Origin of the sequence: Paenibacillus sp. J5C2022, assembly GCF_025567625.1 — a bacterium.
In the GTDB taxonomy this organism is placed as follows: domain Bacteria; phylum Bacillota; class Bacilli; order Paenibacillales; family Paenibacillaceae; genus Pristimantibacillus.
The window spans coordinates 12,638-38,100 of record NZ_JAOQJC010000054.1 but is presented as its reverse complement, the minus strand read 5'-3'; the positions used below and the strand labels follow the sequence as shown (position 1 = coordinate 38,100).

At 54.9% G+C, this 25,463-nt stretch carries 19 protein-coding genes; 4 read left to right on the top strand and 15 right to left on the bottom strand.

Annotated features, from left to right (window positions below; translation table 11 throughout):
* Positions 1 to 293: 293 nt before the first annotated feature.
* Together M6D81_RS28370 and M6D81_RS28365 are read right to left on the bottom strand one after the other, a co-directional pair.
* A complete protein-coding gene (locus M6D81_RS28370; RefSeq protein ID WP_262680666.1) occupies positions 294 to 1,043 on the bottom strand; it encodes a GTP pyrophosphokinase in 750 nt (249 codons plus the stop codon).
* 97 nt (positions 1,044 to 1,140) lie between these two features.
* A complete protein-coding gene (locus tag M6D81_RS28365) occupies positions 1,141 to 1,950 on the bottom strand; it encodes a phytanoyl-CoA dioxygenase family protein (protein ID WP_262680665.1) in 810 nt (269 codons plus the stop codon).
* A gap of 220 nt (positions 1,951 to 2,170) precedes the next feature.
* Between M6D81_RS28365 and M6D81_RS28360 the strand changes: the two genes are divergently transcribed.
* Positions 2,171 to 2,941 (top strand): helix-turn-helix domain-containing protein, encoded by a 771-nt coding sequence (locus M6D81_RS28360; RefSeq protein ID WP_262680664.1) that lies wholly within the window; start codon positions 2,171 to 2,173, stop codon positions 2,939 to 2,941.
* A gap of 16 nt (positions 2,942 to 2,957) precedes the next feature.
* Here the strand turns inward: M6D81_RS28360 and M6D81_RS28355 are convergent, their stop codons facing one another.
* Genes M6D81_RS28355 through M6D81_RS28345 form a run of 3 tightly spaced genes read right to left on the bottom strand, consistent with a single transcriptional unit; the run spans position 2,958 to position 5,563 of the window.
* Positions 2,958 to 3,968 carry a Gfo/Idh/MocA family protein gene (locus M6D81_RS28355; protein WP_262680662.1) on the bottom strand — a complete coding sequence of 337 codons (1,011 nt, stop codon included), beginning with the start codon at positions 3,966 to 3,968 and terminating at the stop codon, positions 2,958 to 2,960.
* 58 nt (positions 3,969 to 4,026) lie between these two features.
* On the bottom strand, positions 4,027 to 4,875 hold the full coding sequence (locus tag M6D81_RS28350) for a sugar phosphate isomerase/epimerase family protein (RefSeq protein ID WP_262680661.1): 849 nt from the start codon (positions 4,873 to 4,875) through the stop codon (positions 4,027 to 4,029).
* 49 nt (positions 4,876 to 4,924) lie between these two features.
* The gene (locus M6D81_RS28345) at positions 4,925 to 5,563 is read right to left on the bottom strand and encodes a carbohydrate-binding family 9-like protein (RefSeq protein ID WP_262680659.1); all 639 of its coding nucleotides are present in this window, start codon (positions 5,561 to 5,563) and stop codon (positions 4,925 to 4,927) included.
* Between the two features lie 193 nt (positions 5,564 to 5,756).
* Here M6D81_RS28345 and M6D81_RS28340 point away from each other — a divergent pair, with 193 nt between their 5' ends.
* The 3 genes from M6D81_RS28340 to M6D81_RS28330 all read left to right on the top strand — a co-directional run bounded on the left by M6D81_RS28340 (position 5,757) and on the right by M6D81_RS28330 (position 9,081).
* A complete protein-coding gene (locus M6D81_RS28340) occupies positions 5,757 to 6,662 on the top strand; it encodes an AraC family transcriptional regulator (protein WP_262680657.1) in 906 nt (301 codons plus the stop codon).
* 28 nt (positions 6,663 to 6,690) lie between these two features.
* Positions 6,691 to 8,292 (top strand): type 2 periplasmic-binding domain-containing protein, encoded by a 1,602-nt coding sequence (locus M6D81_RS28335; RefSeq protein WP_262680655.1) that lies wholly within the window; start codon positions 6,691 to 6,693, stop codon positions 8,290 to 8,292.
* Positions 8,293 to 8,364: 72 nt separating this feature from the next.
* Positions 8,365 to 9,081, top strand: coding sequence for a cupin domain-containing protein (locus tag M6D81_RS28330; RefSeq protein ID WP_262680654.1), 717 nt, complete (start codon positions 8,365 to 8,367; stop codon positions 9,079 to 9,081).
* Between the two features lie 13 nt (positions 9,082 to 9,094).
* Here M6D81_RS28330 and M6D81_RS28325 read toward each other — a convergent pair whose 3' ends face one another.
* The 10 genes from M6D81_RS28325 to M6D81_RS28280 all read right to left on the bottom strand — a co-directional run bounded on the left by M6D81_RS28325 (position 9,095) and on the right by M6D81_RS28280 (position 25,417).
* Entirely contained in the window at positions 9,095 to 10,057 is a 963-nt protein-coding gene (locus M6D81_RS28325) for a carbohydrate ABC transporter permease (RefSeq protein ID WP_262680652.1), read from the bottom strand.
* 16 nt (positions 10,058 to 10,073) lie between these two features.
* A complete protein-coding gene (locus M6D81_RS28320; protein WP_262680649.1) occupies positions 10,074 to 10,970 on the bottom strand; it encodes a carbohydrate ABC transporter permease in 897 nt (298 codons plus the stop codon).
* Positions 10,967 to 13,600: a DUF5696 domain-containing protein gene (locus M6D81_RS28315; protein WP_262680648.1), complete on the bottom strand. Its 2,634-nt coding sequence runs from the start codon at positions 13,598 to 13,600 to the stop codon at positions 10,967 to 10,969. The genes M6D81_RS28320 and M6D81_RS28315 overlap by 4 nt, the downstream gene beginning before the upstream one ends.
* A gap of 11 nt (positions 13,601 to 13,611) precedes the next feature.
* Positions 13,612 to 15,705, bottom strand: a complete 2,094-nt coding sequence (locus M6D81_RS28310; RefSeq protein WP_262680647.1) for a YIP1 family protein — start codon at positions 15,703 to 15,705, stop codon at positions 13,612 to 13,614.
* 11 nt (positions 15,706 to 15,716) lie between these two features.
* Positions 15,717 to 16,598, bottom strand: coding sequence for a carbohydrate ABC transporter permease (locus M6D81_RS28305; protein ID WP_262680646.1), 882 nt, complete (start codon positions 16,596 to 16,598; stop codon positions 15,717 to 15,719).
* Position 16,599: 1 nt separating this feature from the next.
* Complete coding sequence (locus M6D81_RS28300) at positions 16,600 to 17,574, bottom strand: carbohydrate ABC transporter permease (RefSeq protein ID WP_262680645.1); 975 nt, start codon at positions 17,572 to 17,574, stop codon at positions 16,600 to 16,602.
* 36 nt (positions 17,575 to 17,610) lie between these two features.
* Positions 17,611 to 20,550 (bottom strand): extracellular solute-binding protein, encoded by a 2,940-nt coding sequence (locus M6D81_RS28295; RefSeq protein WP_262680644.1) that lies wholly within the window; start codon positions 20,548 to 20,550, stop codon positions 17,611 to 17,613.
* Between the two features lie 92 nt (positions 20,551 to 20,642).
* Positions 20,643 to 21,965 carry an ABC transporter substrate-binding protein gene (locus M6D81_RS28290; protein WP_262680643.1) on the bottom strand — a complete coding sequence of 441 codons (1,323 nt, stop codon included), beginning with the start codon at positions 21,963 to 21,965 and terminating at the stop codon, positions 20,643 to 20,645.
* 174 nt (positions 21,966 to 22,139) lie between these two features.
* Positions 22,140 to 23,579, bottom strand: a complete 1,440-nt coding sequence (locus tag M6D81_RS28285; RefSeq protein ID WP_262680642.1) for a response regulator transcription factor — start codon at positions 23,577 to 23,579, stop codon at positions 22,140 to 22,142.
* On the bottom strand, positions 23,576 to 25,417 hold the full coding sequence (locus M6D81_RS28280) for a sensor histidine kinase (RefSeq protein ID WP_262680641.1): 1,842 nt from the start codon (positions 25,415 to 25,417) through the stop codon (positions 23,576 to 23,578). Before M6D81_RS28280 ends, M6D81_RS28285 begins: the two co-directional genes overlap by 4 nt.
* Positions 25,418 to 25,463: the final 46 nt, after the last annotated feature.

The following is a 25,463-nucleotide window of genomic DNA, read 5'->3' as shown; positions in this document are numbered from 1 at the left end:
GGTATCCTCCTTTTTTCAATCCGGAGAGGGTTCGCGAACATCTCAGCCTCTACTTAGAAGATTAGAACAGAAGGAAGATACCAACAACAGCATTTTCACCTAACTGTATCGATACAGTTGAACGTAGTCTAACTCTCATTCCACTGTACAACGCTAAATACTTATTAAGGAAGATGGCCTTCAAAAGGGGCTAATAATTGTTTCGCTGATTGACATGGAGAACTTGGGTACGTTTGATATCCAACCGGGTCGTCCAAAGCAAAAAAACCCCTCCGAATGGAAGGGGCCGTGAGCTACACATTTCTGTTGTCGTCGCTTGCAGCGGGAAGACTGAACTGAGGGCTGTTAATCAGCAGCTTAGTCAGCTTCTCGCCATAATCTTCCTCCTGATTTTCCTTAATGACCGAAATCTCTCGGTTAAGGCGTTCCATCTGCTTATCCAGGCGATTGGCGGCATCGGCTGCCTGCTTCAGCTCCTGCAGCAGACTGGCCGGAACAGACTGTGCATATTTATAGAAGATTTTATGCTCAAGACTTGCCCAGAAATCCATTGCAATCGTTCGAATCTGGATTTCAACGCATACGTTCTCTTTGCCGTCGGACATGATGACCGGCACTTCCACGATCAGATGCAAGCTGCGATAGCCGTTAGGCTTCGGACTAGCGATATAATCTTTCTCCTCTAGTATTTTCAGCTCGAACTGATTCTGCAGCATATCCCGTATGCGGTAAATGTCGGGAATGAACGAACAAGTAATTCGCAAGCCTGCAATATCTTTAATATGACTCTTGATGCTGTCCAGAGAGATCGGAATGCCCTTCCGGCTAATCTTGCTCATCATGCTCTCCAGCGACTTCACACGGGACTTCGTATGCTCAATAGGATTGTAGTCATGCAGGAAATGAAATTCTTCCTTAAGAATTTCAATCTTCGTCTCCAGCTCATTCAATGCGAACTGATACATCATCATGAATCGGGTGACTTCCGTCTTCAGCTTCTTGAATTGCTCCATCTGAAATTGGGTAACCGGTAAGTTGTTCATACACCTGCTCCTTCACGCTGAGAATCCAGCCTTACTCTCGTGCCATCGGATTCTTCCATCATAGTATGAACGCAGGCGCATTGCAAATTTTCGCTAATCAGTGAGGGTACACGTTCTGGAATTCCACGCCGCACGGACCGCTGTCCATATTCGCTTCCACTTCGGCTACCGATCCGTCGGCATAATACAGCGGTCTGTAGTATTGACCGATCTTCGTCGCTGAACCGTTCGCGTAGTGGCAGATGAACGCACGGCGGAAGCGATCCTTCGTCTTATTCCGATAGGAACCATGAATCAGGTTGCCGTTGAAGAAGAGCACATCCCCTCTTTCCATCACCGCAGGAACCGCTTTCTTGTCTTTGGGGGGCTTCACGAAGTGCGTCGTGAACGACTCCTTCGCATCCGCCAGATCGGGACAGACAATGTCGTATTCGTTCGTCTGCGGCACGACCAGCAGCCCGCCGTTCTCTTCGTCTGCGGAATCGATCGCCGTCCAGGCCGCAATGCAATTGCCATCCTCCACCTTCAAGTAGAAGTTGTCCTGATGCAGCGCCTGTCCCCTGGAGCCCGGCGGCTTGAAGTAGAACATGCTCTGCGCGGCAATGGCCGGTTCGCCGTACAAGTCCTCCAGAATGCGCATTACTGGCTTATGAAGCATATATTTCATTGCGGTATCGTTGAAGCGATGCGGATGCATGACGCGCGGATAACGCTTCAGCGGGTCTGTCGTCTCGCTATCCAGCTCCGGCTCGAAGTGTCCCGGAACGAGGCGTTCGCTAATCTCCTCGAAGGTCGCGTCAATCTCCTCCAGCTGATCCTTGGTGAACAACCCTTTCACAATGATATATCCCTGCTCCTCAAATTCGCGCTTCTGCTCTGCTGTCAGCCCCATGAATTCTGCTGTCATTCATTATGCCTCCCTATCGCATTCCCCGTTCAATCACGAGTGATTCCGCGGAATTGGTATAGTACCAGCATACTTCCTCGCCCGCAGTCCGTGAAGCAACAATCCTGCTCATCTCTCTCACTATTCTGCTGCACCTTCTTCCACAGCAGGATGAAATCGGCTATAGTGGAGGGAGCGAATCCATCTCATTATCCTGAACTTGAACCTGGAGGTAAGCAGCATGAATCATTCCCTTATTATTACAGGACACTTCCATGAGACGGAGAGCTATTCCGTTACGCGAGCTGTGGGAAGAGACGACTGGCTCATCGTATACACTGTCGAGGGCAAAGGCGAGTTCCATATGCCGGGCGAATCGATAGACTGCCAAGCCGGGGATGTCACTATGCTGAAAGCCGGAACCCCTCATCGATACGGGACTTGCAGGGGGGAGACATGGCAGTTGCAATGGGCTCACTTCGTCCCGTTGCCGCAGCATCAGCACCTGCTGCCCTCCGGCAGCCTTGTGAACCAGCGAGTAATGGGAGAAGCCGATCGCGAACGGATTCATCAGGCGTTCAACAGGCTGCTGGACGATGCCAGGAAGCGGGGAGATTACTGGAATGAACTGTGCATGAATGCCTTGCAGGAGGTGCTGCTGCTGCTTGCGGAGCAGAGAAAGCAGCGCATGGACGGGAGAATTGCCGAAGTGATGCATACGCTCGCCCAGCGGATGCATGAATCCATAACCATTCCGGAGCTGGCGAGGCAGGTAGCGCTCTCTCCGTCCCGCCTGTCCCATCTGTTCAAAGAAAATACGGGGACGTCCATTATCGAAACGTTAAACACAATGAGAATACGGGAGGCCGTCTTGCTCATGGAGCATACGGACCTCAGTCTGACGGATATTAGCTACCGTGTCGGCTACCGCAATTACAACCACTTTGCGGGCCAATTCCAGCAACAGCTCGGCATGCCGCCCCGCGCATACAGACGAAAGAGGGAGCGCTAGCGCTCCCTCTCACTGATTATACCGGCTCTATTACACCTTTGCGGTCTGCGGAACGAATCTCCGCTTCCACGATGTCCATCGTCTCGGCCACGCTCTCCGGAGAGCATACCGCGACGGCTTCGTTGTTCTTCACAGCGTTCAGGAAGTAGGACAGCTCGCGGTAGTAACCCGTGTCCTCGGACAACTCGGCTACGAAGCCTGCGCCTTCGTTCGGATTCACCTTCACTTGGCCGTTCTCAAATACGAGATTGGCCCCTTCGAAGTTGACGCGGTATACCATGGAGAAGCCGAAGTCGCCTTGCAGCGTCCAGTCCGACTGCGCGTTGACGACCTTGCCGTCAGGATACACATAGTTGGTGGACACAATGTCGTATGCGCCTTCTGTCAGCACGGTGCGCGCCAATGTGGATACCCCATCCGGCTTGCCGAACAGCCAGTTGATCATGTCTACATCGTGCACATGCATATCCATCAGGTTGCCGCCGCTCTGGCTCCCGTCTCTATACCATCCAAGCGGCGTGGAGCTGCCGCGGAAGAAGTAGCCCGCCGTAACTGCGCCGTAGCGGCCGTCCTCGATGCAAGCCTTCAGATACTCATAAGCCGGCCAGAAACGCAGGCATTGTCCGATCATCAGCTTCTTGCCGGTACGCTCGGACGCTTCTACCATACGGCGGGCGTCCTCTGCCGTTCTGGCCATCGGCTTCTCGCAGAATACATGGATGCCGCTCTCCATCAGACGAATGGCAAGATCCGCATGATGAGGCGTAGGCAGCGCAATATCCACGATATCGAATTGCTCGCCGGCAAGCATGGCGTCAATATTGTCGTAGAGGCTGTATGTGCTCAGATCGTACACGTCGCGGCCCGTATCCAGATTCGTCCATACTTTGCTGTTCTTCAATTCCTCGATTCTAATGTCGCAGATAGCCGTGAGCTTGATATCGGCGCCTTCCTTCATCAAGCGCTCGTAATTGTCCAGATGCATGCGCCCCATGAACCCGAATCCGATCAGTCCTACTTTCAGCATGTGAGGTCACTCCTTCAGTTTTGTCGATATTGATCAATTGCTGACAGCAATAGTCGTCTTAGCGCTCCGTGCGGCCAAGGATGGCATCCATCGCACCGGAAGTGTTATAGATGATTTGATCCGTATAGGTTTTGTAGGATGGAATCATCTCAGCCGTTACATAGTTGTCGTAACCGATCTCCTTGAGCGCGGCGACAACTGCCGGATAATCCACGTCGCCTGCCAGCAGATCGACGAAGCCGTGCAAGCCGCCCGCCTCGCGGCGATAGTCTTTGAAGTGCACCCGCTTGATGCGCTCGCCCAGAATACGGACCCAATGCTCGGGATAGCCGGAGTACAGCACATTGCCCACGTCGAAGTATGCGCCTACGCGGTCGGATTGATGAGCGTCGATGAACGAACGCATCTCAAGCGGCGACAGCAAGAACTTGTTCCATACGTTCTCGATTGCAATAGATACGCCGGCGCTCTCGGCATGCGGCACCAGACTTCCAATCGCTTCCAGGGCACGCTCATAAGCGCGCTCGTAATCGATGACTGCAGCGCCTGGAATGAAGTCCACGCCTACTGCGCCAGGGATGACAAGAATCGCGTCGACGCCCAGTCCTTGCGCGACCTCGATCTGCTTCTTGCACACGTCGACCGCCTTCGCGCGTACGGACGCGTCGTCGCTGGTCATCGGATACGACCAGTACAGGCCGGTCGCAAGCGATGTGAGCGCAATGCCGGAATCGTCAATCATGGAACGAACGGCATTGATCTCCTTCTCAGTCGCATCAAGCCCCAGCTCGCCCGATTCGTTCAGGGACAGCTCGATGCCTTCGAAGCCGGCCTTCTCTGCCAGCTCGACACACTGCTTAATCGTGCTGCCCTCTCTGAACGACCAGATGTTAATCCCTTTCTTCATATCAATCGCCTCCTGAATATTGTGTAATAAGTATGCCGCGCGGGCATGGTCAAGTTGTCAGTTCAAACGTTCCAAAGCTGGAGGGCGTATGAAAGTTCACCGCGCCCGTAGGACGCCAGGCCTGGTATTCCCGATTGCCCTCGGTATCTTCGTCGATCCGGTAGAAATTCACCTTCCAGCGGGTGCCTTGCTTCAGCCCGTCCTTGAAAGCAGTCGCGGGGAAGCAGATAACATAGCGCAGCAGTTCGTCGGACTCCCACACCACCGTCGTACGCAAGTCTTCGCAATCCCACTCCAGATCCAGCTTGGCGACGGAATTGGCTCCCGAATTCTCCACCTTCGCATCGAAGATCACATTATGGGGACTGAATTCGTATTCCATATAACGAATGCCGTCTCCCTCTTCGTCGATGAAGACTTCTACAACGTCCTGCTCGTAGAGCGGCTCGTCCCGCTTCGTGTAGTCCGAGACGACATGACGGTCCTGACACAGGAAGGAGACATATACCCATTCCGGGCTCCAGCAGGCCTTGACCTCCGTCCACTCCTTGGTTGCGGCGCCTGTTACCGTGTCTCGCAGGATAACGGCGTCGCAGCCGCTCCAATCGATGATCCTGTCCGCATCGCCATCCCGGGACAGATAGCTTGCGGGCTTGCAGCGGTATTCCGTGTTAGGCTCGTTTTCCACGCCTGACGCCTCCTTCTTTCGAAAGAATCTTTTTAACGTATTCCGTCATTATTGATAACAGCTCAAAAGTAAGCGATAATAGTTTTATATTAACCCTTGTACGGCATGCTTTTCTTTAGCGAGATAAGATAATATTTGCACAATTCAGTTGTATGGTAATGAAAAGCTTGGAAGAAGGAGCGTATAGGCCGAAATGTTCGAAACGGATCTGCAATTTCCAAAACAACGGCAAGCGCCGTTCCGGGATTGGTCGCCCAGCATTCATTATGCCCAGTATCAGAGAATGCCTACGGGCTCGCTTGCCGAGCGGAGAATATACGACTTCGAGCTGCTCTATGTATGCCAGGGGGAAGCGCTCACGATTATGCAGGGCAAGGAGTATGCGCTGACGACGGGACAGCTCATCTTCCTGCCGTCCGGCGTATGGCATCGCAATGAGGTGTTGTCCGGGCCCGATGCGCGCTTCCTTGGCATTCACTTCGACTTCTTCGACGAGTTGGATATTCAGCGGGAATCCGATATTATCGCCGACGGGGATGAGGCGGAATGGGAACGCTTCGCTACGGAAGCGGTATGCGACAGCTTCCCGCCGCTCTCCCACCAGCCGGTCTACACCCCGACGCTGGCATGCGTTCAATTGATGGATCAGTTGGTCCATGAATTCACGATGCGTCCGTTAGGCTATGAGCTGGCCTGCAAAGCCATCATGCTGAATATTCTTACTCATCTGCTGCGCTTGCCGGTGTCGCGTTCGCGATCTTATTCCTCCCAGCATGCCCAGAAGCTGAAGGAGATCATCGAGCAGATTGAACACACTCCATCCACGCCATGGTCCAACAAAATGATCGCGCAGCAAATGAAGCTGAGCATCGACCATACAGCCAAGCTGTTCAAAGAGATTGCCGGGCTTCCGCCCAATGAATTCATCCATACAATCCGTCATCGCGAAGCAAGAAGACTGCTCCGGGAGACGGACTTGTCCGTAGAGCAGATCGGCGAGCGGGTAGGATACTCCGGCATCCACTACTTCAGCAGATTATTCCGGCGCCACGAAGGAATATCGGCAACGGAGTACCGGAAGCTGTCCAAAGTGTTATAACGACGACCTACCAGGGGGAGGAACATGCATGCCGCGTTCCAGGCTTGTCTTTTTTATTGTGATTGCTGTGCTCGCCATCGCCGTGTTGACGCTGCAGCGCGACCGCGCTCCGGTCGCCGACAACGAAGCTGCTTCTCTGCCCCCGAGCGATCATATGGACATTTCCGTCGCTTTCTGGGATATTGGAAACGCTTTCGAGCCGAAGGACGCTGTCTTGCGCCATGTGGAGCGGAGATTCAACATGACGATCGAGCCCGTTCAGATTACGATGTCCGACTACAATCAGAAGCTGCTTATGTGGGCGACGTCGGACAAGCTGCCGGATGTATTCGCACACTCCATCGCCAGCGATTCCCCTGGCATCTACAATGAGTGGATCAAGCACGGCCTGATCAGGCCGCTGCCGGAGGATCTGTCTCCCTATCCCCATGTAGACAATATCGCCCAGATTCCGGATATTCGACTTCTGAAGAAAGACAATAAGCTGTATATGCTGCCAAGGATCGGCTATCCGACGAATAGACTTTGGATGCTGGAGAGAGTCGTGTTCGTTCGCAGCGACTGGATGAAGGACGCCCTGATCCGGGATATCCGCAACTTCCAGGAGTTCTCCAACATGCTGATCACCTTCGGCAACCGCAAATCCAGCGACGCGAATCATGAGACGGTCGGCTTGACGGCGGCCGGTATGAGCTACCTGTCATGGGCGCTGAGTCCGACCTTTCCCCAATTCGCGGCGGGTCAATGGGTGCTGGAGGATGCACAGTGGATTCCGTTCTACGCCTCCCGCAAGATGGACGATGTAGTCATTCAGCTAAGACAGCTATACAGCGAGGGCGCGTTGGACCAGGAATTCTACTATATGAAGGAAGACGATGCGGTAACCAAATTCGCGCAAGGGCTCGCCGGAGCGCTCGTCTATCGTGCCACCCCGAACAGCTTGCGCGAGCTGGAGGACAGGTGGAGTCAATATCAGGCGGATACGAGCTTCCATGACGCGGTGGATATTCTGCATCTATGGCCTGACGAGGAGGGGAATCGCCATTACTACGTTGCGCAGACGTATTGGTCGGAGAGCTTCTTCAATGCCCGCGTTAGCGACGGGAAGATGGACCGCATTCTTAGGCTGTACGATTACTTGCTGTCGCCGGCAGGACAGCGGCTGACAAGCTACGGGCTGGAAGGCATCGATTACGAGATGGACGGCGACCGCATCGTCATCACCCGTCCGATCGATGAAGCGACAGGCAGGCCAGTACCGCTGCACGATACTTATCCTTCCGTGCCGATTCTCCGTTCATTGGCTTCATGGGGGAAGGAGACTTACTTCCGGCTGAACGAGTCCAACAAGATGAATCTGGGCGAGAACAATATCCGGAAGAGTCTGGCCGAGATGGAATGGCAGTTCAAGCATGCTGTCGCAACGCCAGCCTATCACAAGATCAATTCGCTGTCCACGCCGGCTAAGGATAAGATCAGCACGCTCATCAACCCGCTGGAGGACTTGATCAAGGTAACGATCGGCGACGGCGATCCGCTGCAGCTATGGCACAGTTACTTGGAGCAATACCGGGCGATGGGCTTGAACGACGCTATCGCCGAAGTGAACGAAGCACTCCGGCAGCGGTAAGCTTAGGCACATCCCTATGGGCTCTATCATATATTATCCTGACCTTATTTCACGGAAAGGCAGGAAGCCCCTATGAGCACGACGCCATTGAATTATGCTTCGCCTTCTATTCAGTACGCTTACAACTTGGCCAACAATCCGGTTGTGCAGAAGGATAGCCATAACTACTACACCGGTCTTACCGTCAACGAGCTGAACTCGCTGGGCAATACGTCCTTGCTGGACATCTATATGACGGCGGGCAATGTCATCGAACCGCATTACCATCAGAACGCTTCGGAGCTGGTATACGGCATTATCGGAACGGCGACGGTATCGCTGATCAACCCCTTCACCAATCAGCTGCTTAGCTTCAGAGTGCATCCCGGCACCGTCGTTAACATTCCGCAGGGCTGGTGGCACTACATTATCGCAGAAAGCGCGCATACGCATATGCTGGCCATCTTCGACGCCCCCGTCATTGACGTTATTTTCGGCTCCGACATTTTGCGACTGACGCCGCCGGGCGTGCTGGCGCATACGTATTGTCTGAATGAAGCCGCGCTGAAGGAAGTACTCGCGCCGCTGCAATCGACTGTCGCTATCGGTCCGCCGGAAGGTTGCATGCAGCGACAAGAGCAGCCATCATCTTATCGGCAGGAAGAGGCCGGGCATCCCGACTATGCGCCTGTCGGCGGAGTGGCCGTCGGCCACGATGTCGAGTATGGTCATCATCACCGACCGCAGCACGTCCCGACGGCGGAGTATCCCTTCCATCCCATCCCGTTTCTGTACCGGCGATGGGTCTGATTATCGGACAACGTCAGCCGATCAAGCCGCTGCGTTCCACACTTTCCACGAAGTAGCGCTGCGCGAACATATAGAGCAGGATGATCGGTACGATGAACAGCAGCTCGCCCGCATTTTTGACCAGATAGGCATACAGCGGATCGTTCAGCGAGAACGAGGCCCACATGACCGGCAGCTTCGTGGAGAGCACGTCTGTAGAGGTAAGGAACAGCGAGACGAAGTAGCTGTCATTCCACTGCCAGACGAAGGAGAATAGAACAACTGTGACGATCGCCGGTACGGCATTCGGCAGCATGATGCGGTAGAAGGAGCGGAATACCGAGCACCCGTCGATGTAGGAAGCTTCCTCCAGCTCGGTTGGAATGCCCCTGAAGAACTGTCTGAATATAAAGATGAACAATCCGCTCTTAATGCCCATTCCCGTAATGGATTGCAGGATAAATGGCCAGTAGCTGTCCAGCAGATTGACCCCCTTCTCCCCCGTAAACAGGCTGATGAGACCGAAAATATCGAAGTAGCGGTAATTCAAATAAGTGGTAATCATGATGGTCTGAACCGGCACAATGATGGTGAAGACGACGCAGCCGAACAAGAGGCCGCTCCCCTTGAACTTCAGTCTGGCGAAAGCGAAAGCGGCCAGCGCACAGGAGAACACTTGCAGCAGCGTCGTCATGCCGGCGATCGTGAAGGAATGCAAGGCCGTCTTGGGGTAATTCAGCGCCTCGTAAGCGATTCGGATCGTCTCCAGCGTAAAGTGCTTCGGTATCCATAATACCGACGTATCGTATACGTCCATGCGATCCTTGAAGGAGACCGAGAGCTTGAAGAAGAGCGGATATAGAATGACGAAGCAAAATCCGATGATCAATATTGTGCGCAGCGCAACCCAGCTCCAATGCTTCGTCCAATGAAGCGGATGGAGCCTTTTGACCCGATTAATCAAGCCTTCGGCGCGCAAAGTCATTGCCGGCTTCATAGGCGTCTCCCCCTCCTTAATCGTAGTAGAATACTTTGCGGGATATCAGCGAGGTCGTGACAACGAGAATGAGCGTGACGACCAGGAAGTATACCCATGCCATTGCCGCGCTGAGACTGAAATTCAAGTTTTGGAAAGCCGTGTCCCTGATCATCTCGCTAAGCTCGTTGCGGCTATAGGCGTCTACAACCGTATACACGACATTCGTCAACAGAATGGGACTGATCATCGGCAGCGTAATTTTCCAGAAGGCTTCGTACCCGGTCGTCCCCTCAATCTTGGCGGCTTCGTACAGAGAAGGGGAGATGGATTGCAGCGCAGCCAGGAAGATGAGAATCTGTACGCCGGACGAGCTGATCACTTCATAGATCCGATCCACCGAGCCTGTAATATATTCAACGATGATGCTCGACACGCCGGACTCCAGCAGCAGTCTCTCCAGCTCGAAGCTTGTGAAGGCGAAGCCGCCTTCGTCCGAAGCGCCCGTCACCGAAGTAGCGATCGAGGCCATCTCGGCGCTGCTCTCCAGAGACAATACCGGAGCGGCCAGCAGGACGGGCAGGAAGAAGATTGCTCGCGCAAAGACGCGGCCGCGAAACTTCTGGTTGATCAAGGTGGCAACGAATAGACTGAATATCGTAATCGAAGGAACGTTGATGACAATGTCCGATATCGCCTCCACCAGCGTCCGATTGAAGGTAGGGTGAGACAAGAACAGCTCCCGGTAGAAGCCGAGTCCTTGAAAGTCGGTGTCGAAGCCGTTCTTGCCAAGCTTCAAGTCGTTCATGCTGTAAAGAAACGATTGAATAAGCGGCACAAGAAACAGGAAGATAAATCCCAATAACCAGGGCGTTACAAAAAGCATGCCCAGAGCGGCCTTCTTATGTCTTAGCGGCAAATTGCCCAGCTTCATCGCTCACCACCGCCTATCACCCGATAATCCTTGCCCTCTATCGTCAGGCCTTCCACACTGACCGGAGATTCATTGTAATTCACCACGATCGATAGCCCTTCCTCGTAAGTCGTCATATAGACATTCTCGTCCAGCTTCCGATGATCGGCGATCGTCTGATGGCGCACCTGCTTCAGGATGCGATTGCTCTCCCCGTACAGTTGAACGGCTTCGTCCAGCCAATGGGTGTAATCGGAGGCGTACATCGCATTCAGCTTCGTATCGCGAATCGCGGACGGATTGTCGTGCATCCATTGATAATAGAGGAGCGAACCCGTCTCCAGCGTCCGCAGCAACGCATCCCGGGCATCCTGATCTTGCCCGTGATTAAGCGGCATGCCGGCCAGATCGACGTAGCCGTGCAGCACGATGGAGTAGAATGGAATCTCCTCGCGGGCGATATTGAACTTGCTGCTGGACAGCGGCGCGTTCACGATCGTATCCGCATACGGGATCGCATAAGCGTTGCCCCCATCCACCATCACTCCGTTCACTTCGTCGGCGATCCGCTTCAAGTTGTCCACCGCTGCCGCCATGGCATCCTGCCGATCCGTCGTCGCGCCCCTCCCGTCCACTTCGCTGTGCAGCTCATTGCCCAGATCGCGCAAGGACAAGCCCTTGCCGCCGTAGGTGGCGTACTGATTCAGGAAGTCGTTCACCACCCCCGTCAGCTTGCGGGGGGACAGCAGATAATACTCCCTGTCTTCGGGATTCGTTGTAACGGGATCGCGGGCGAAGCTGAGTATCGCCTTACGGTTCAGGAAGCGAGCCGCATCCCGCGACGGTCGGAACCCGTCTCCCCTGTCATATACCTGCAGGAATGCCACGTCGGGGTAAAGCGCCACATGTCGTTCCTCCACATATTCCAGCAGCCGCCGGAATTCCGCTCTCCCTCCCAGCTCGGAATCCAGTCTGATCGTTCTCGGCAGCGTATGGCGGTACCCTTCATTGAACCATCCGGCATACTTCAGCTGAATGTTGTACACGCCTTCCCGCTGCAGCCGATCCAGAATATCCACTGCCTCCGCATACGTCGTCATCGGCTCCACCGCATCGTAAGGAATGCCCAGGAACGTATCGCGTACCGACACCGCTCCGATCAATTCCAGTACGAACGGCATATCCGCGCCGCTCTGCAGCCGCTCCACCTGGAAGCGGTCGATCAGTTCCTGGCGGTAAGCGGCCGCCATGCCAACATAATTGGCGTCCTTCCCCGTCAGGAAGCGGTAGGAGATGCCGATGCCGTCATCGTACAGCTCCGAGAACTTCGGCACGCGCCTCGTCATGGAGCCAGCCCGGAATTCCACCGGCTCCATCTCCCTCACCCTGAACGATGCGCCGACCCGATTATAACTGTTCAGCTTGCCGCTCGTATCCGCCGTAATCGTCGCTTGGGCGTCGCCTTGCTCGATAATCGCGAGCATCGCATGCTCGCCTCTCTTCATGCCGAAGACAGGCAATCTGGAGACGGCGACACTCTGAAGCACGACGCCTTCCTCCCGCTTCGGCGTGCCGTCCTTTCCGTATAGGGGCACCTCGTAAGCGCGCGCTCCCTTGTTCGTGTCGTTCAAGCCGATAAGCGCGCCGGAGCCGTCCGGTACAAGCATATAGCCTTCCTCCTCCATGCCCGCAGCTGCGAAGAACGGCAGCAGTTGAATTTGATGGAGCGGGAACGCCTCCGTATCTGTCACAGCTGTCGTATCGACGGCAACGTACAGGCTGCTGTCGCGCAGCTCGTAGCGGATCGGGATCGTGAATCGGGGGGCAAGCTCCTCGAGCTCCGGCGCGTCAGCGGCGGCCGCATTGTCCTGCTTTGCCTCTTCCGCCGTGTAACCGATACTTTCCAGCAGCGCGACCACATCCTTCACGATGTAATCCTGCATGTCCTTCCGCTCATACTGCTCCTTCTCTTCATTGTAGAAGAAGCGGGTACGAAGCCGATTCCTCGCCTGTTCGTCTTCGATCCGGCCCAGAATCCGCTCTTCGAACCGTTCCTTGGACACTACCTTAGGAACGGCGCTCATCCCCTTCTCGGAGCTGCCGATTTCATATGTGACGGTAAGCCCCTCATCTTCCTGAACAATTTCGAACTGCTTCTTCTGTACGCTCTCTGTCGCGTTATTCATATACGACAGATGCCCCCGATCATTGTAATAGGATACGATCAACTGCGAGTCCAGATCTGTCCTGTTCATCGCCGTGGCGATGCCGTCCTTGTCCCGATCCAGCGGATTCGTCGCCCATTCCCGTCCGGTAGCCTTCTCCCGGACGACGACCTCCGTCGTCCCGGGATGGAACAGCAGCAGCAGATGCTCATTCTCTGCCGCCGCCTGGAAGCCGGGAGGAATGGGGGCCGCCGCGTAAGCCGCATTAGACGACAGCACTTGCAGAGCTGCTGCGGCGGCCGGTGCTGCATCCTGTCCGGCTCCCGGCTTCTGACCAGCGATATATTCGGCCTTCGGCCCGACATACCCGGATGCGGCCGGCACGCCGTCGTTGTCCGCGGCGCCGCTTAGCAGAGCCGTTCCCCCCAGACATATGCTCGCGAGACAAGCCGCCATGATGTACAAGCGTTTCTTCCTTCCTCTCATGTCAGCACCTCCTAAGCTCTAGCCGATATTTCGGTAAACAGGGATATGACGAACGCAATCATCTGCTGCAGCAGACTGAAGCACAGAATGCCGATGAATACGATGAACAGCATAACGACAACAGTCAGCAGCAGTGTGGCGATCGTCTTTATAATGGAATACTGGTGTACCGTCATCATGCCGACGAACAGCAGCCACAGGAACCAGATTACCGCGATCGTCTCGAACAGGTAGTAGAAGGCGGCCTCCTCGCGCGTAATGATATTGCTGAACAGAATCTGCGGCAAGTAGAGCGCGACAAGCGGTAGCATGGCGTAACCGACCGCTATCACGATCTCGCGGAATTTCCCCTCGCCGTCCATCAGCGTCGTCAGCGACCAGTTCGCCACACAGAATAGAAGGAACGGGAGCACAATGTAGATCAGTTCGTCTACGCTGTTCAATTCGCTTAGTTTATTGTAATTGACAATAAACCCGGAATACTGCCGCTTCATCACCATCGTAACGACGAGGGCCAGTAGAATGGACAAGGCAATGGCTACTCGTCCCTTCCCCTCGTACTTCAGCTCCCAGAACCCGTTGAACGGACGGAACAGCGTATAGAACGGAACGCGCAGCACGCGTGTCTCCACGAAGTAAGCATGTGCCCGTCTTCGCACCCAATAGATGCGGGCTGCGGCCGCGAGAACGGCTATCGAGATGAGTACGGTCATGATCGTACCGAAGTGATTCCACATATATTCCTTGCGGTATCGCTTGAACGCCTCGGAATAATATTTGCGATTGTTGCCGTTCTGGAAGTACTCCATCGCCAGCTTGTTCTCATCCTGCTTCAAGAGCGCCTTGCCCATGCCGATATACGCGATGTCGAAGTTGGCATTCATCTGCAGTACTTCGTTCCATGCCTTCGCCGCCTCATCCGCCCTTCCTGCATCATGCGCCTTGACGGCTTCCCTGATATAGCTGCCGTATCGCGTCGGCGCGAACAGCGTCAGCCGGTTCATCTCGTTGTCCAGCACCGCCAGGCGGTCGCCGACCATCTCGATGGCGACAGGCTTCTGGAAGTTGTTCCACTGCGTGCCTATTCCGCCCAGCTGATAGAGCAGATTGCCGTCCCGGTCATAGGTGAAGATCCGGTTGCGGGTGGAATCCAGGCCGCTGTACATGCCGCTGACGTCCGATACGACGTCAATGAACCGGGAGCTGCCCGTATTCATAAGCCCGACGTCTTCGCCGGCAGCCGCCTCGACCCGGATGACGTCAACGTCCCCAATCGGCGGAAAGTAGCCCTCGCGGCGAAGAATATCCTCGCCGCTGGGATTGAAGCGCTTGATCGGCGCATTGGAATTGGCCTCCGAGGAGACGGCATATATGAATCCCCGCTCATCCAGATCGATATTGCTGAATTCAATCGGAAGGAACAGTTCCATCTGCTCCGCTTGCTCCTTCGTCGACAGCCGCTTCCACAGCAGATCGGCAGGACTGAAGCGAACCTTGTTCGTGCCTACATATCCCTTGAAGCCGCCGAAGCCGTCGAGCTCCATAATGCCCTCGTATGCGCCTTGGGCTACTACATACATGCGATTCGCCTTGTCGACCTGAAGCTTAAGCGGGAAGTATTGAAAGTTCTCCGGCAGAATGCTGGAGTCCGGCGATTCGAATATCCCGACGAGAGATCCGTCATTCGTAAGCTGCACAATCCGGTTATGATGCGTATCCGCAATATAGATCTCGTTCTTGTCATCGACGAAAACGCCGTAAGGCTTGTTGAAATCATCATTCTCGCCGTTGTGAAGAAACCCGTCAATCGTCCGAATCAGATTGCCGTACTCATCCAGACAGACGATGCGGTTGTTGCCCGTATCCGCAATGTAGATGCGGCGATCCGCCGCCACGAATACGTCCTGCGGCGTATTGAAGTGGCCGATGCCGAGCTCCTTCCCGTACACATGCTTCTCCGCCCGGTATGGATAAGGCGCAGGCTCGGCGTCTCCCCAATACGAATAGTTGTAGCTGTAATCCGGAAGCGCGTAGCCCGGAGCGGCGAAGCCGACGATGCCGCACAATGCGAGCAAGAGACATACCGTTCGCTTTATTGCTGCCACCTGGCTCCCCCCTATTCCTTCAGTCCGGATGACGACATCGTCTGAATCACGCTCTTCTGCGTGAAGAGGAAGATCGTCACCGGCACCAGCATCATGATAAGCGCGGCGGCGGCCAGCGGTCCCGATCGCATGAAGCCGCCCGACAGAATCTGACTGAACGCATAGTCCATCGTCTTCAGCTGTTCGCTGTATACGAAGGCCGCCCCCTGACCGCCGCTGCCCGTTCCCCATAACCCCTTGAAGGAAAAAATGATAAGCGTTAGCCAGGCAGGTCTGACCATCGGCATAATAATCGTCCAGAAAATCCGGTATTCGCTCGCTCCGTCGATCTTCGCCGCTTCAATGACCGCATCCGGAATGCCCTCCATGAACTGCTTCATCAGGAACAGTCCCAGCGATGTGGCGAAGGCGGGGAATATAAGCGCGCCATACGAGTCCAGCAGCCCCACCCACGTTACGGTCAAATAGTTCGGAATCTCCGTAATCTGGGGAGCGAACATAAGCGACAGCACGACAACGGTGAACAGCAGCTTATTGCCCGGCAGCCTCAGCTTGGCAAGGGGATAGGCCGCCATGGAGGCGAGCACGACATGCCCGGCCGTTCCCGTCACCGCCACGAATATCGTATTGAATACATAGCGGGACAGAGGCACCCACGAATTGGAGAATATGAGCGACAAGTCGTAGAAGTTGTCCAGCGTCGGGGAGCGGACAAAGAAGGTCGGCGGGAACAGAAACATCTCGTCCAGCGGCTTCAGCGCCGTGCTGATCATGAAGACGAACGGAATCGCCATAAAAGCCCCTGCGCCGCTCAATATAAGAAACAAAATAAAGTCCATGGCAAAGGAACGGTTCAGCTTCTTCCTTCTGCGCAGCCGAAGTACAACGTTCATACTAATCGCCCACCTTCCGCAGCAATTTCTGCACGATCAGATTGGAGCCCAGCATCATCACGAACAGCACGGTGGCGATTGCACTGGCATAGCCCATCTCGAAGCGAATCGAGCCGAAATCCTTCAAGTGGGTAACGATCGTATGACCGGCATACTGCGGGCTCGGAAAGCCCACCATGTAAGTGGCGACGTCCGCAACTGCGAAGGATGATGTAATCTGCATAACGGCTCCGAACATCAGCATCGGGCGCATCGATGGCAGCGTAATGAACCACAGCTCCTGCCACCGATTGCGGATGCCGTCAATCGCTCCCGCTTCGATAAGCGTCGCGTCCAGCCCCTGCAACCCCGCGATAAAGGCGAGAAAGGCCGTGCCCAGGCTTAGCCACAGCTGGACAAGCATGACGATCGCGAGCATATACTTGGGGTCCTGCAGCCATTGGACGGGCTCCAGAATGAAGCCCCACTTCATGAGAAAGGCGTTGACATAGCCGAAGGAATCGCCCGAGAAGGCCACTTGCCATATCAAGTAAGCATTGCCGGATATAGACGGTGCATAGAACAATAACGTCACGACCGCCCGAATGCCCGGAGACAGCTCGTTAATAAGCCAAGCCAGGAAGAAGCAGGCGATATAGCTGACCGGCCCTGTAATCGCCGCGAACAGCAGCGTATTTTTCAAGGCGATCAGGAACACTTCATCCTTGACGAACAGATTGGCGTAATTGTCCCAACCGATCCATACCGGCGCTTCCAGCACATTGAAATAAGTGAAGCTGAGTCCGAACGCCATCAGGACAGGAAAGGCGGTAAATACGAAAAACAGGATGAAATATGGAGCCAGCAGCACGTAGCCTTGCCTCTGCCGCTTCATCTCGCCGCGCAGCTGAACCAGCCTGCCGCGCAGCGTCGCGATCCGGCTCGCCGGCGCTTCGTTCTCTCTTACGGCGACACCGGCAAGATGATCGTTCCCCATGTCGGTCCCCTCCCTCTTCGAAGATGTCTGCCTCCGTTACTCAACCGGCAGGCCGAATTCCTTGCGTTTCTTCTTGATTTCATCGTTGATGTATCGGGTATAGAGATCGATGGCCTCGCGCGGATCTTCATTGGAGATAACCACGCTGCGGAATGCATTGTCCAGATGCCGCCCCGTGAAGTAACCTCCCGCCACCTCCGGTATGCCCCTGGCCCACTCCCATTGCTCCATCAGCGTATTGTAGTCCTTCACCTGCCACGGAATGCGGGCGACGGCCTCGATCGTCGCGGCGGGATTGCGGCCGGCAGGTCCGAACAGTCCCTCCAACTCCAGGCTGTACTTGGCCTGGACCTCCGCGCTGGTCCACCAGTCGAGGAAAGCCCAAGACGCTTCCTTCTGCTTGCTGTCGCTCAGCATGACCGCAGCGGCGCCCGATGATGGCACGTCCCTTCGGATTGAGCCGTCAGGCTGCCGCGTGCCGGGCACCGGCACGAAATCCCATAACCCCTTCAGCTCCGGCGCCGCGATGCTAATAATGTTGAACCTCTCGTAATCGTCAATGCCGATCGGCATCTCGCCGCTGCGGAACCGGTTCGTAAAGTCCGTCGCCAGCGGAAGCTTATAGGTGGTGTACAGCTCCGTCCAATCCATGAACGTCTTGATCGCTTTCTCTGTATCCAGTGCGCTGCGCATTCCGTCGTCGCGATACAGCTCCCCGTCGTTCTGGAACAGCATCATGCCGAATGCGGGATTGACGGGCAGCGCAGCATTGTCCTGCACATTGGAGCCCAGCTTGATCAAGATCTGGATCGGGAAGCCGAACAGCAGATTCTGCTTCTGAAGCTCCGGAATCATCTGGAATACGTCATCCCAAGTCTCCGGCACTTGCAGATTCAGTTCCTCCAGAATATCCTTCCGGTAGAACAGCACCGGGAACGATTGTCGGACGGGCAGACCATACGTTCCCCCGTTGAACGCATAAGGAACGACCGCGCTTTCATGGAAGCGCGACTTCACCTCTTGATAGCCCGGGAACTTCGACAGATCCTCTACGCCGCCGCGCAGGGCATAGTTGACCGGCTTGTCGTCCGGCAGGGCGAATGAGACGTCCGGCCCGCGGCCGGCAAGCATCGCTTGAAGCAGCACCGGCTCGTTCACCACTTGAATATCGACGCCGATTCCCGTATTCGGCGTGAACGATTCATCGATCAACCGCTTTACGATTTTCGCCTGATCCAGCCCTTGCGTCATCCATAGCGTAATCTTCTTGTCCCCTTCCTTCGCGGCCGACAATTGATTGAAGTCGGTGACGAACGACAGGAAGAAGGCTCCAGTACTGTGCTTCATCCGCTGCCATAACGTCGCGCGGGCCTTCGGCATGCTGCGATCGGGAGAAGCAACGACGAGATAGTCGACCGACAACGGCATATAGTTGATGGAATAGATCCAGTCGCCCAGCGAGCTTGTATTGGACTTGAACGTCTCCAGCCGGCGAGCGATCGTATCGGGATGTCCCGCCATATCCCGAAGCTGATAGAGGAGTCGCTTCAAGGTAGCCGTACGATCGCTGTTGCCGCCGGCGATCAGCTCCACCTGCCGGATAACGGACTCCAGCACCTTCGCTTGCTCCTCCAGCACGTTGACCAGCTCCGGTATTTTCTCATCCAGCTGGTAATCGCGGTACTCATCGGGAACCGTACCCGTCACCATAATGATCCGGCGATAGATCCGGTTCAGCTCCAGCACGCTGGATTCTACCGTTCTTAACAACAGTGCCATATCGCCAAGCGTGACCTCCAGCTTGATCTCATGCCGCCCCTTGCTCAGATAGAACTTGTACGCACCTTCTTCGTCGCCCAGCCGATTCATACTCCAATTGCTGGAGAAAGGGAAAGCGATGCTGTCCATTTCCCGGAATGGCAGCTTGCCGTCAATGTACAGCCGTCTATAGGATGTCATTCCTCTTTGAAAGCTTTGCAAATATTTGATGCCGATATGATATAGCCCGTCTTCCGGGACTTCGATTTCCCAAGTCAGCCATTGCCCCGCTTCCGCCCAATTGTAGCCGCCAATCGTATTCAGCCGGATTTGGGACATATGGTAAGGCTCCGTTGCAGGACTGCTTCGATCCATCATGGGATAGATCACCTGGCTCGACTTCAGCTTGGCGTCCTCCCCCTGCACTTTGACGAACACATCCGATGCGTCCTTATAGCCGTTCCCTTCATAGCTTGCGGCTACCGAATCATACTCTACCGCTTCCTCCCATTGCTTCAGTGCAATATAATCGATCAGCAGTCCTTCTCTTGCGGATACCAGCGATATTGTATTGATCCCTTCCCGGAAGTGGAACAGATATGGGGTATTATGCCTGCCGTCGGAGCTCTGCAAGAACGCTTCCTGCCAGATGGGAGATTCCTTCTGGCTGAGATGCATGTCGTTGCCCCGGTCGTCTCGCTCCATCTCCCCGTCGCTCGCCCATACTCTGCGGAACGTGAGATTGCGGCTCTCCGAGAACGGAGACCTCCCGTTAATGAGCAGTTCCCTGTCAATATCCGAGCCTTTGCCCGCAACGGGGTAATAGCGAATCGCGATTCCGTACAGCCCTTCTTGCTTCACTTCAACCGTCCACGTTATGGAACCCGTCTCTCCTGTCTCTACCGCGCCTCCGCTTGCCCCGTCCATATGCGCGACGATTCGCGGCTCCATCGCTTCCGAACCGGAGAAGTCCTCGCCTTGCAGTATCGTCTCCCGATCCGGCCTGGGCATATCCTGGTATTGACGCAAGTAATGGTCATAGCCGCCCTTGGCATAATTGCCCAAGCTGCCCGCTTCCGCCTCCCATGCCGCAGCCGCGTAGACTTCCTTGTCAGACTCCCCTTCGGTATGGGGGGACTGGGCGAGGAGGCTGGCGCTGCACATGGCCGCCAGCAATATTATTTTCATTCCTTTGAACGTCTGCTTCCCGCTCCCCATAGGGCACCCCTCTCCCGCTTATGAGAGACACCCCAACCGTCGGACTATTGCAGCCGATTGGGGTGCCTGCCGAATATCTATCGTCCAGCCGCTTACTTCTTCAAGGTGACATCGATCGCCGCTTGCGCCAGCGGCTTGATTCTGGCCATCTCGCTTGCCGGAGTGCCGTTGCCGGACGTCATATTGTTGATCGCTTCATTGAAGTAGGTCGCGAACCCTTCATAAGCGTAGAATTGCAGCACAGTACCGTTCCCCAGCATTTTACGCAGTGTATTCAAGCCTTCCTGATTCCTGAAGTTGGCCTCCTCGGCGCGAATGACCGCATCGAAGCCCTTCTCCTGATCGCGCTCGTACAATTCCTTCCATACAGCCATGACTTCCTTCGGATTCTCCACATCGCTCATCAGATGCCACATATTGATCGGCGTCGGCACGACGTAGTTATCCGCTTTCGGGCCTTTCGGGAAGAAGACGTAGCCCCAGTCGTCCGCCATATTATTGTTGAAGTCGTAAGCCGCCCAGCGGTAATTGGGATAGAACAGCGCCGTTCCTTCCGGCCAGCTCCCGCCGACTACCTTATGCACATTGTACAGGTCGGATACGAACTGCAGCGCCTCCATCGCTTCGGGAGAATCGAATGTAATCTGGTCGTCCTTGGTTACATACGCATTGTTGGCGTAGATGAATGGAATCGCGATATCGGAAGGAGTCGAAGGCGCCACGACGCCGAATGTGCCGTCCTTTGTCACCGCCTTGGCCATCTCAAGGAATTTATCCCATGTCCACTCGCCGCGTTCCTGCAGCTCATACGGATCTTCCAGACCGTTCCTCTGAATGAGCGTCTTGTTATAATAGAAGCCGTGACCGTTATTGTCCTTGTCGGTGAAGCTGTACTGCTTGCCATTGTACTTGCCGTAATTGAGCATAATCTGATTCCAGTTGGGATCGTTCATATCCACCAGATCGTCGATCGGCTGAATGTACCCCTCGCTCACCATCTTCGGAATCGACCATTCCAGCGGAATCATAATAATGTCGGCGAATGGCTGGCCCGCTACGGACGTCGTAATAATGCGAGATTGAATTTCACCGAACGGCACCGTTACGTATTCAATTTTCACGTTGAACTTCTCTTCCGCCTTGCGCTGCAGCTCCTTCTCTTCCTCCGACAAGTAGTTTTCCATGCCCCACCACTGGCCGATCCGAATCGTTCTGCCCTTCAAGTCGATCACTTCGTTCTCGGGAGCTTTGGACGGCGGAGCTTCCGTTTGCGTCGCTTCCGTCGCTTTGGGCGCTTCCGTCGGCTTGGGAGCTTCCCCGTTGTTATTGCCTCCCGACGATCCGCCTGACGAGCAGCCCGCGAATAGAAATACCATCACCATGACAAGAAATAACGACAACCATTTTGATTTCATTGCCTCTTCCCCCTGTATCATCGATTTTAATGAAGCGCTTTCATAGGTTGTACGATTCATTGTAATGGATGTAAGCGGATGTTAGTATTTATGGAATTGCTTATTTATTGTACATAAAAAGCCCCTAACGACAGGGGCCGGCCGATAAATGCCTAAATATTGTACATATGGAATTCAAGCCATCTCCATACGGAATTGCGAAGGCGTCTTGCCGATGATCTTCTTGAATATCTTCGTGAAATAGAAGTAGTCCGCATAGCCCGCCTTCTCTGCTATCTCTCCCACCATCAGCTCTGTATCCGCCAACAGCTCGCAGGCATAGCCGATCCGCAGCTTGGCGATATAGGAGGTGAACGTCTCCCCCACCTCCTTCTTGAACAACTGACTAATATAGCTGGGACTCGTATAAAACATGCGGGACAAGCTCTGTATAGACAATTCTTCAAGGAAATGACCATTGACATAGTGCAGGATGGTCCGGAACGTCTCATTGCCCGACTCCGAGGAACTGTATTCGGGCGCTTCAAGAATGTGCCGGCTGACGAATTGCTTCAGCTCCTGAAGCATATCCCCGGCATTCCCGTAATGGCTTAGCAGCAGCTCGTGACTGTACAGCATATTGTCGGCGGCATCCGCCTTGTAGCGATACATGAACGAATGCACGATATTGTACAGCTGAAGCGCGTGCTGGACGGTCAAGCGGTGCTCGCGGCATTGCTGCGCAAGCGTATCGAAGGTCCGGCCTGCGGCCGCCACGTCGGCGCTCCGGATCGCTTGATCCAGCTGCTTCAGGCTTTCCTTGAACGACTCGTACGGCGATGTCTCATATTGCCTGTATACCGCAGCCCGGCCCGTCATAAAGTAGCCGTCCGACAGATGGCTGGCGCTTTCAATCGCCTTTCGCAGCATGCCCAGCTCCGTCACTTTCCCGCTTACGCCGATTCCCTTCACATCGGCGGGCAATCGTTCTCCCGCCCCCGCAATCTCCTCATCCAGTTGCTCCCAATGTACGATGATCGCATACTTGTTTTTGCCGATCTTCGCATGGTGACTTCGTTCCGGAGCGCGGGCGGCTGTCTCCGCAGCAGTCGCAGTCGTATATACGATCACCCCAACCTCCAGCCCGCTGCCCGACAGGAGTCCGCGCACTTTCCATTCCTCCAGCAGACGGCTCCCGTGTTCGACGCCGGGGTCCTCCAGATACAGATGCAAGGCGCTCTCTTCCGTCCGGCGCTTCGTCTCTCTGCCCTTCTTGATCTTCCCGAGAATCGAGACAATCTCGTCCTCGTCGAACGGCTTCAGGCAATAAGCCATCGCGCCATAAGCCAGCGCCTTCTGGGCATAAGCGAATTCCGCATACCCGCTGACTACGATGAACCGGGTGTGCGCATGCAGCTCGCTGCCGCGCTTAATGAGCTCCAGACCGCTCATTCCCGGCATTCGGATGTCGGTGAATACGACGTCCGGACGAATGCTCTCCATCATCGCCAGCGCTTCCGGGCCGCTCAGCGCCATGCCTGCCACCTCGAAGCCAAGCTGTCCCCAGTCGACACTGGCCTTCAGACTTTCCACCACCCAAGCTTCATCGTCTACCAGCAGCACTTTGCAGCTCATCTGAGCATATCCCCTTTCGTCGGAAGCTTCATCGTAACAGTCGTTCCTTGCATTAACGCGCTCGTTACCCGCAAGCCGTAGCCTTGTCCGTATGTCAGCTTCAGCCTGGCATCCACGTTGGAGAAGCCGATGCTGTTGTTGCTGTCCTCCCTCGGCCAATATCCCGATTCCGAAGCCGTCAGTTCCTGCAGTCTCCTTAGCCGCCGCTCATCCATCCCGACCCCGTCGTCTTCTATCGTCAGGATGAAATCTCCCGCCTCGTCGATTGTACCGGACAGACGAAGCGTCCCATGCTCCTCCTTCGGCTCCAGCCCGTGATAGACGGCGTTCTCCACTAGCGGCTGCAAGATCATCTTCGGCACCAGAATGTCCAGACAGTCCTCGTCGATCGACAGCTCCACGCTGAATCTGGACCCGAATCGCAATCGCTGAATTTGAAGATAGGACTCCACGATCGACAGCTCGGTATGCAGCGGCACAATTCCGTCTCCCTTGATCGTATAGCGGAAGATACTGCCCAGAGAAGCGGCGGCGTCCCTAATCTCCTTCGCCCCCTTCACGGCTGCCATCCCCTTGAGCATTTCCAGTGTATTGTACAGAAAGTGAGGATTGATCTGGCTTCGCAAAAAAGCGAGTTCCGCCTTCTTCTTCTCCAGCTCCGTCCCATAGAGGACAGCGTGCGTATCCAGCAGCTCTCTGGTCAAGGAATCGATCTTGTTCAGCATGTCGTTGAATTGATTGGCCATCAGGCTCATCTCGACATACCCGTCCAGATCGATTCTGTTGCGCAGCTTGCCGAGATCGCCTCGCCTTACCGTGTTCATGAACGTCATCAGTTTCTTCAGCGGCGTCAATATATTGTTCGTGACGACCTTGAACATCAGCCCCATGACAATCGCGCCGACTATGAAAATGAGGATAAAAAAGAGACGGATCGCATTCATATCGCGCATGAGCTCATCCTTCGGAATCATGCTGACGACGGAGGTTTTAATTTCCGGCAAATATTCCGTATGCGTAATGTACCGCTTATTGTCCCATTCCATCTCCCGCATGACGGAGCCGGAGCGGAAATTGCCAAGCGTCTGAAGCTCGCTTTCCACATGGAGCGCATCGTTGCCGGACACGACCTTGCGCTGCCAGTCCACAAAAAATGTAATCGCATTCATTTCCTCTGACAATTGATCGATTTCGCCGATAAGCGCTTGGGGGGATACCACGAAGAACAACGTCCCGATCGACTGGTTGAACAGTTCTCCGGGCTGCGAGTATTTGATTCTGCTGCCGATCAGGAATGCATTCTCATGCGCATACCTGTCGCCGAAATGCTGCAAGCCGTAATAATAAAAGGACTCGTCTGGCGGGATCGCTCCCTGATAGGATTCCGTCGCCCTTCTGCCTTCCGCAATATCCATCCAGCGGCCGTCCGCGCCAAGAATGACAATGTCCAATATGCCCTCCTTCAGCGTGCTGGTGTTAATGAGCAGACTGTCAATCCGCTTCGCCAGCAGGAAGGCTTGCACCTTGTCTTCCTCCACGAGGAAATTTTGAACATCCATATTGAAGGCGATATTCATCATCAGCCGCTCCAGCACGTCCTTGTTGGCATACACCGTTCCCTTCATCTGCCCGATCAGATCGCTGGTGAATTTGTCATTGTTCAGGCCGATGATCTTCGCCATCTGAAGATAGCTTGCAGACAAAATAAACATGACGACCAGTGCCATTAGCAGGGAGATGACAAAAATCTGCGATCGTATCGTAAGCTTGCGCATCAGGGCCATGCTTATCGCTCCATTCCGCTTCATTCCCGCGCGTATTGCCAATTCCGCCCGCATGGCGGACAGGCCTCTGCCAGGAACGAATAATCGCTGTTGCCGGCAG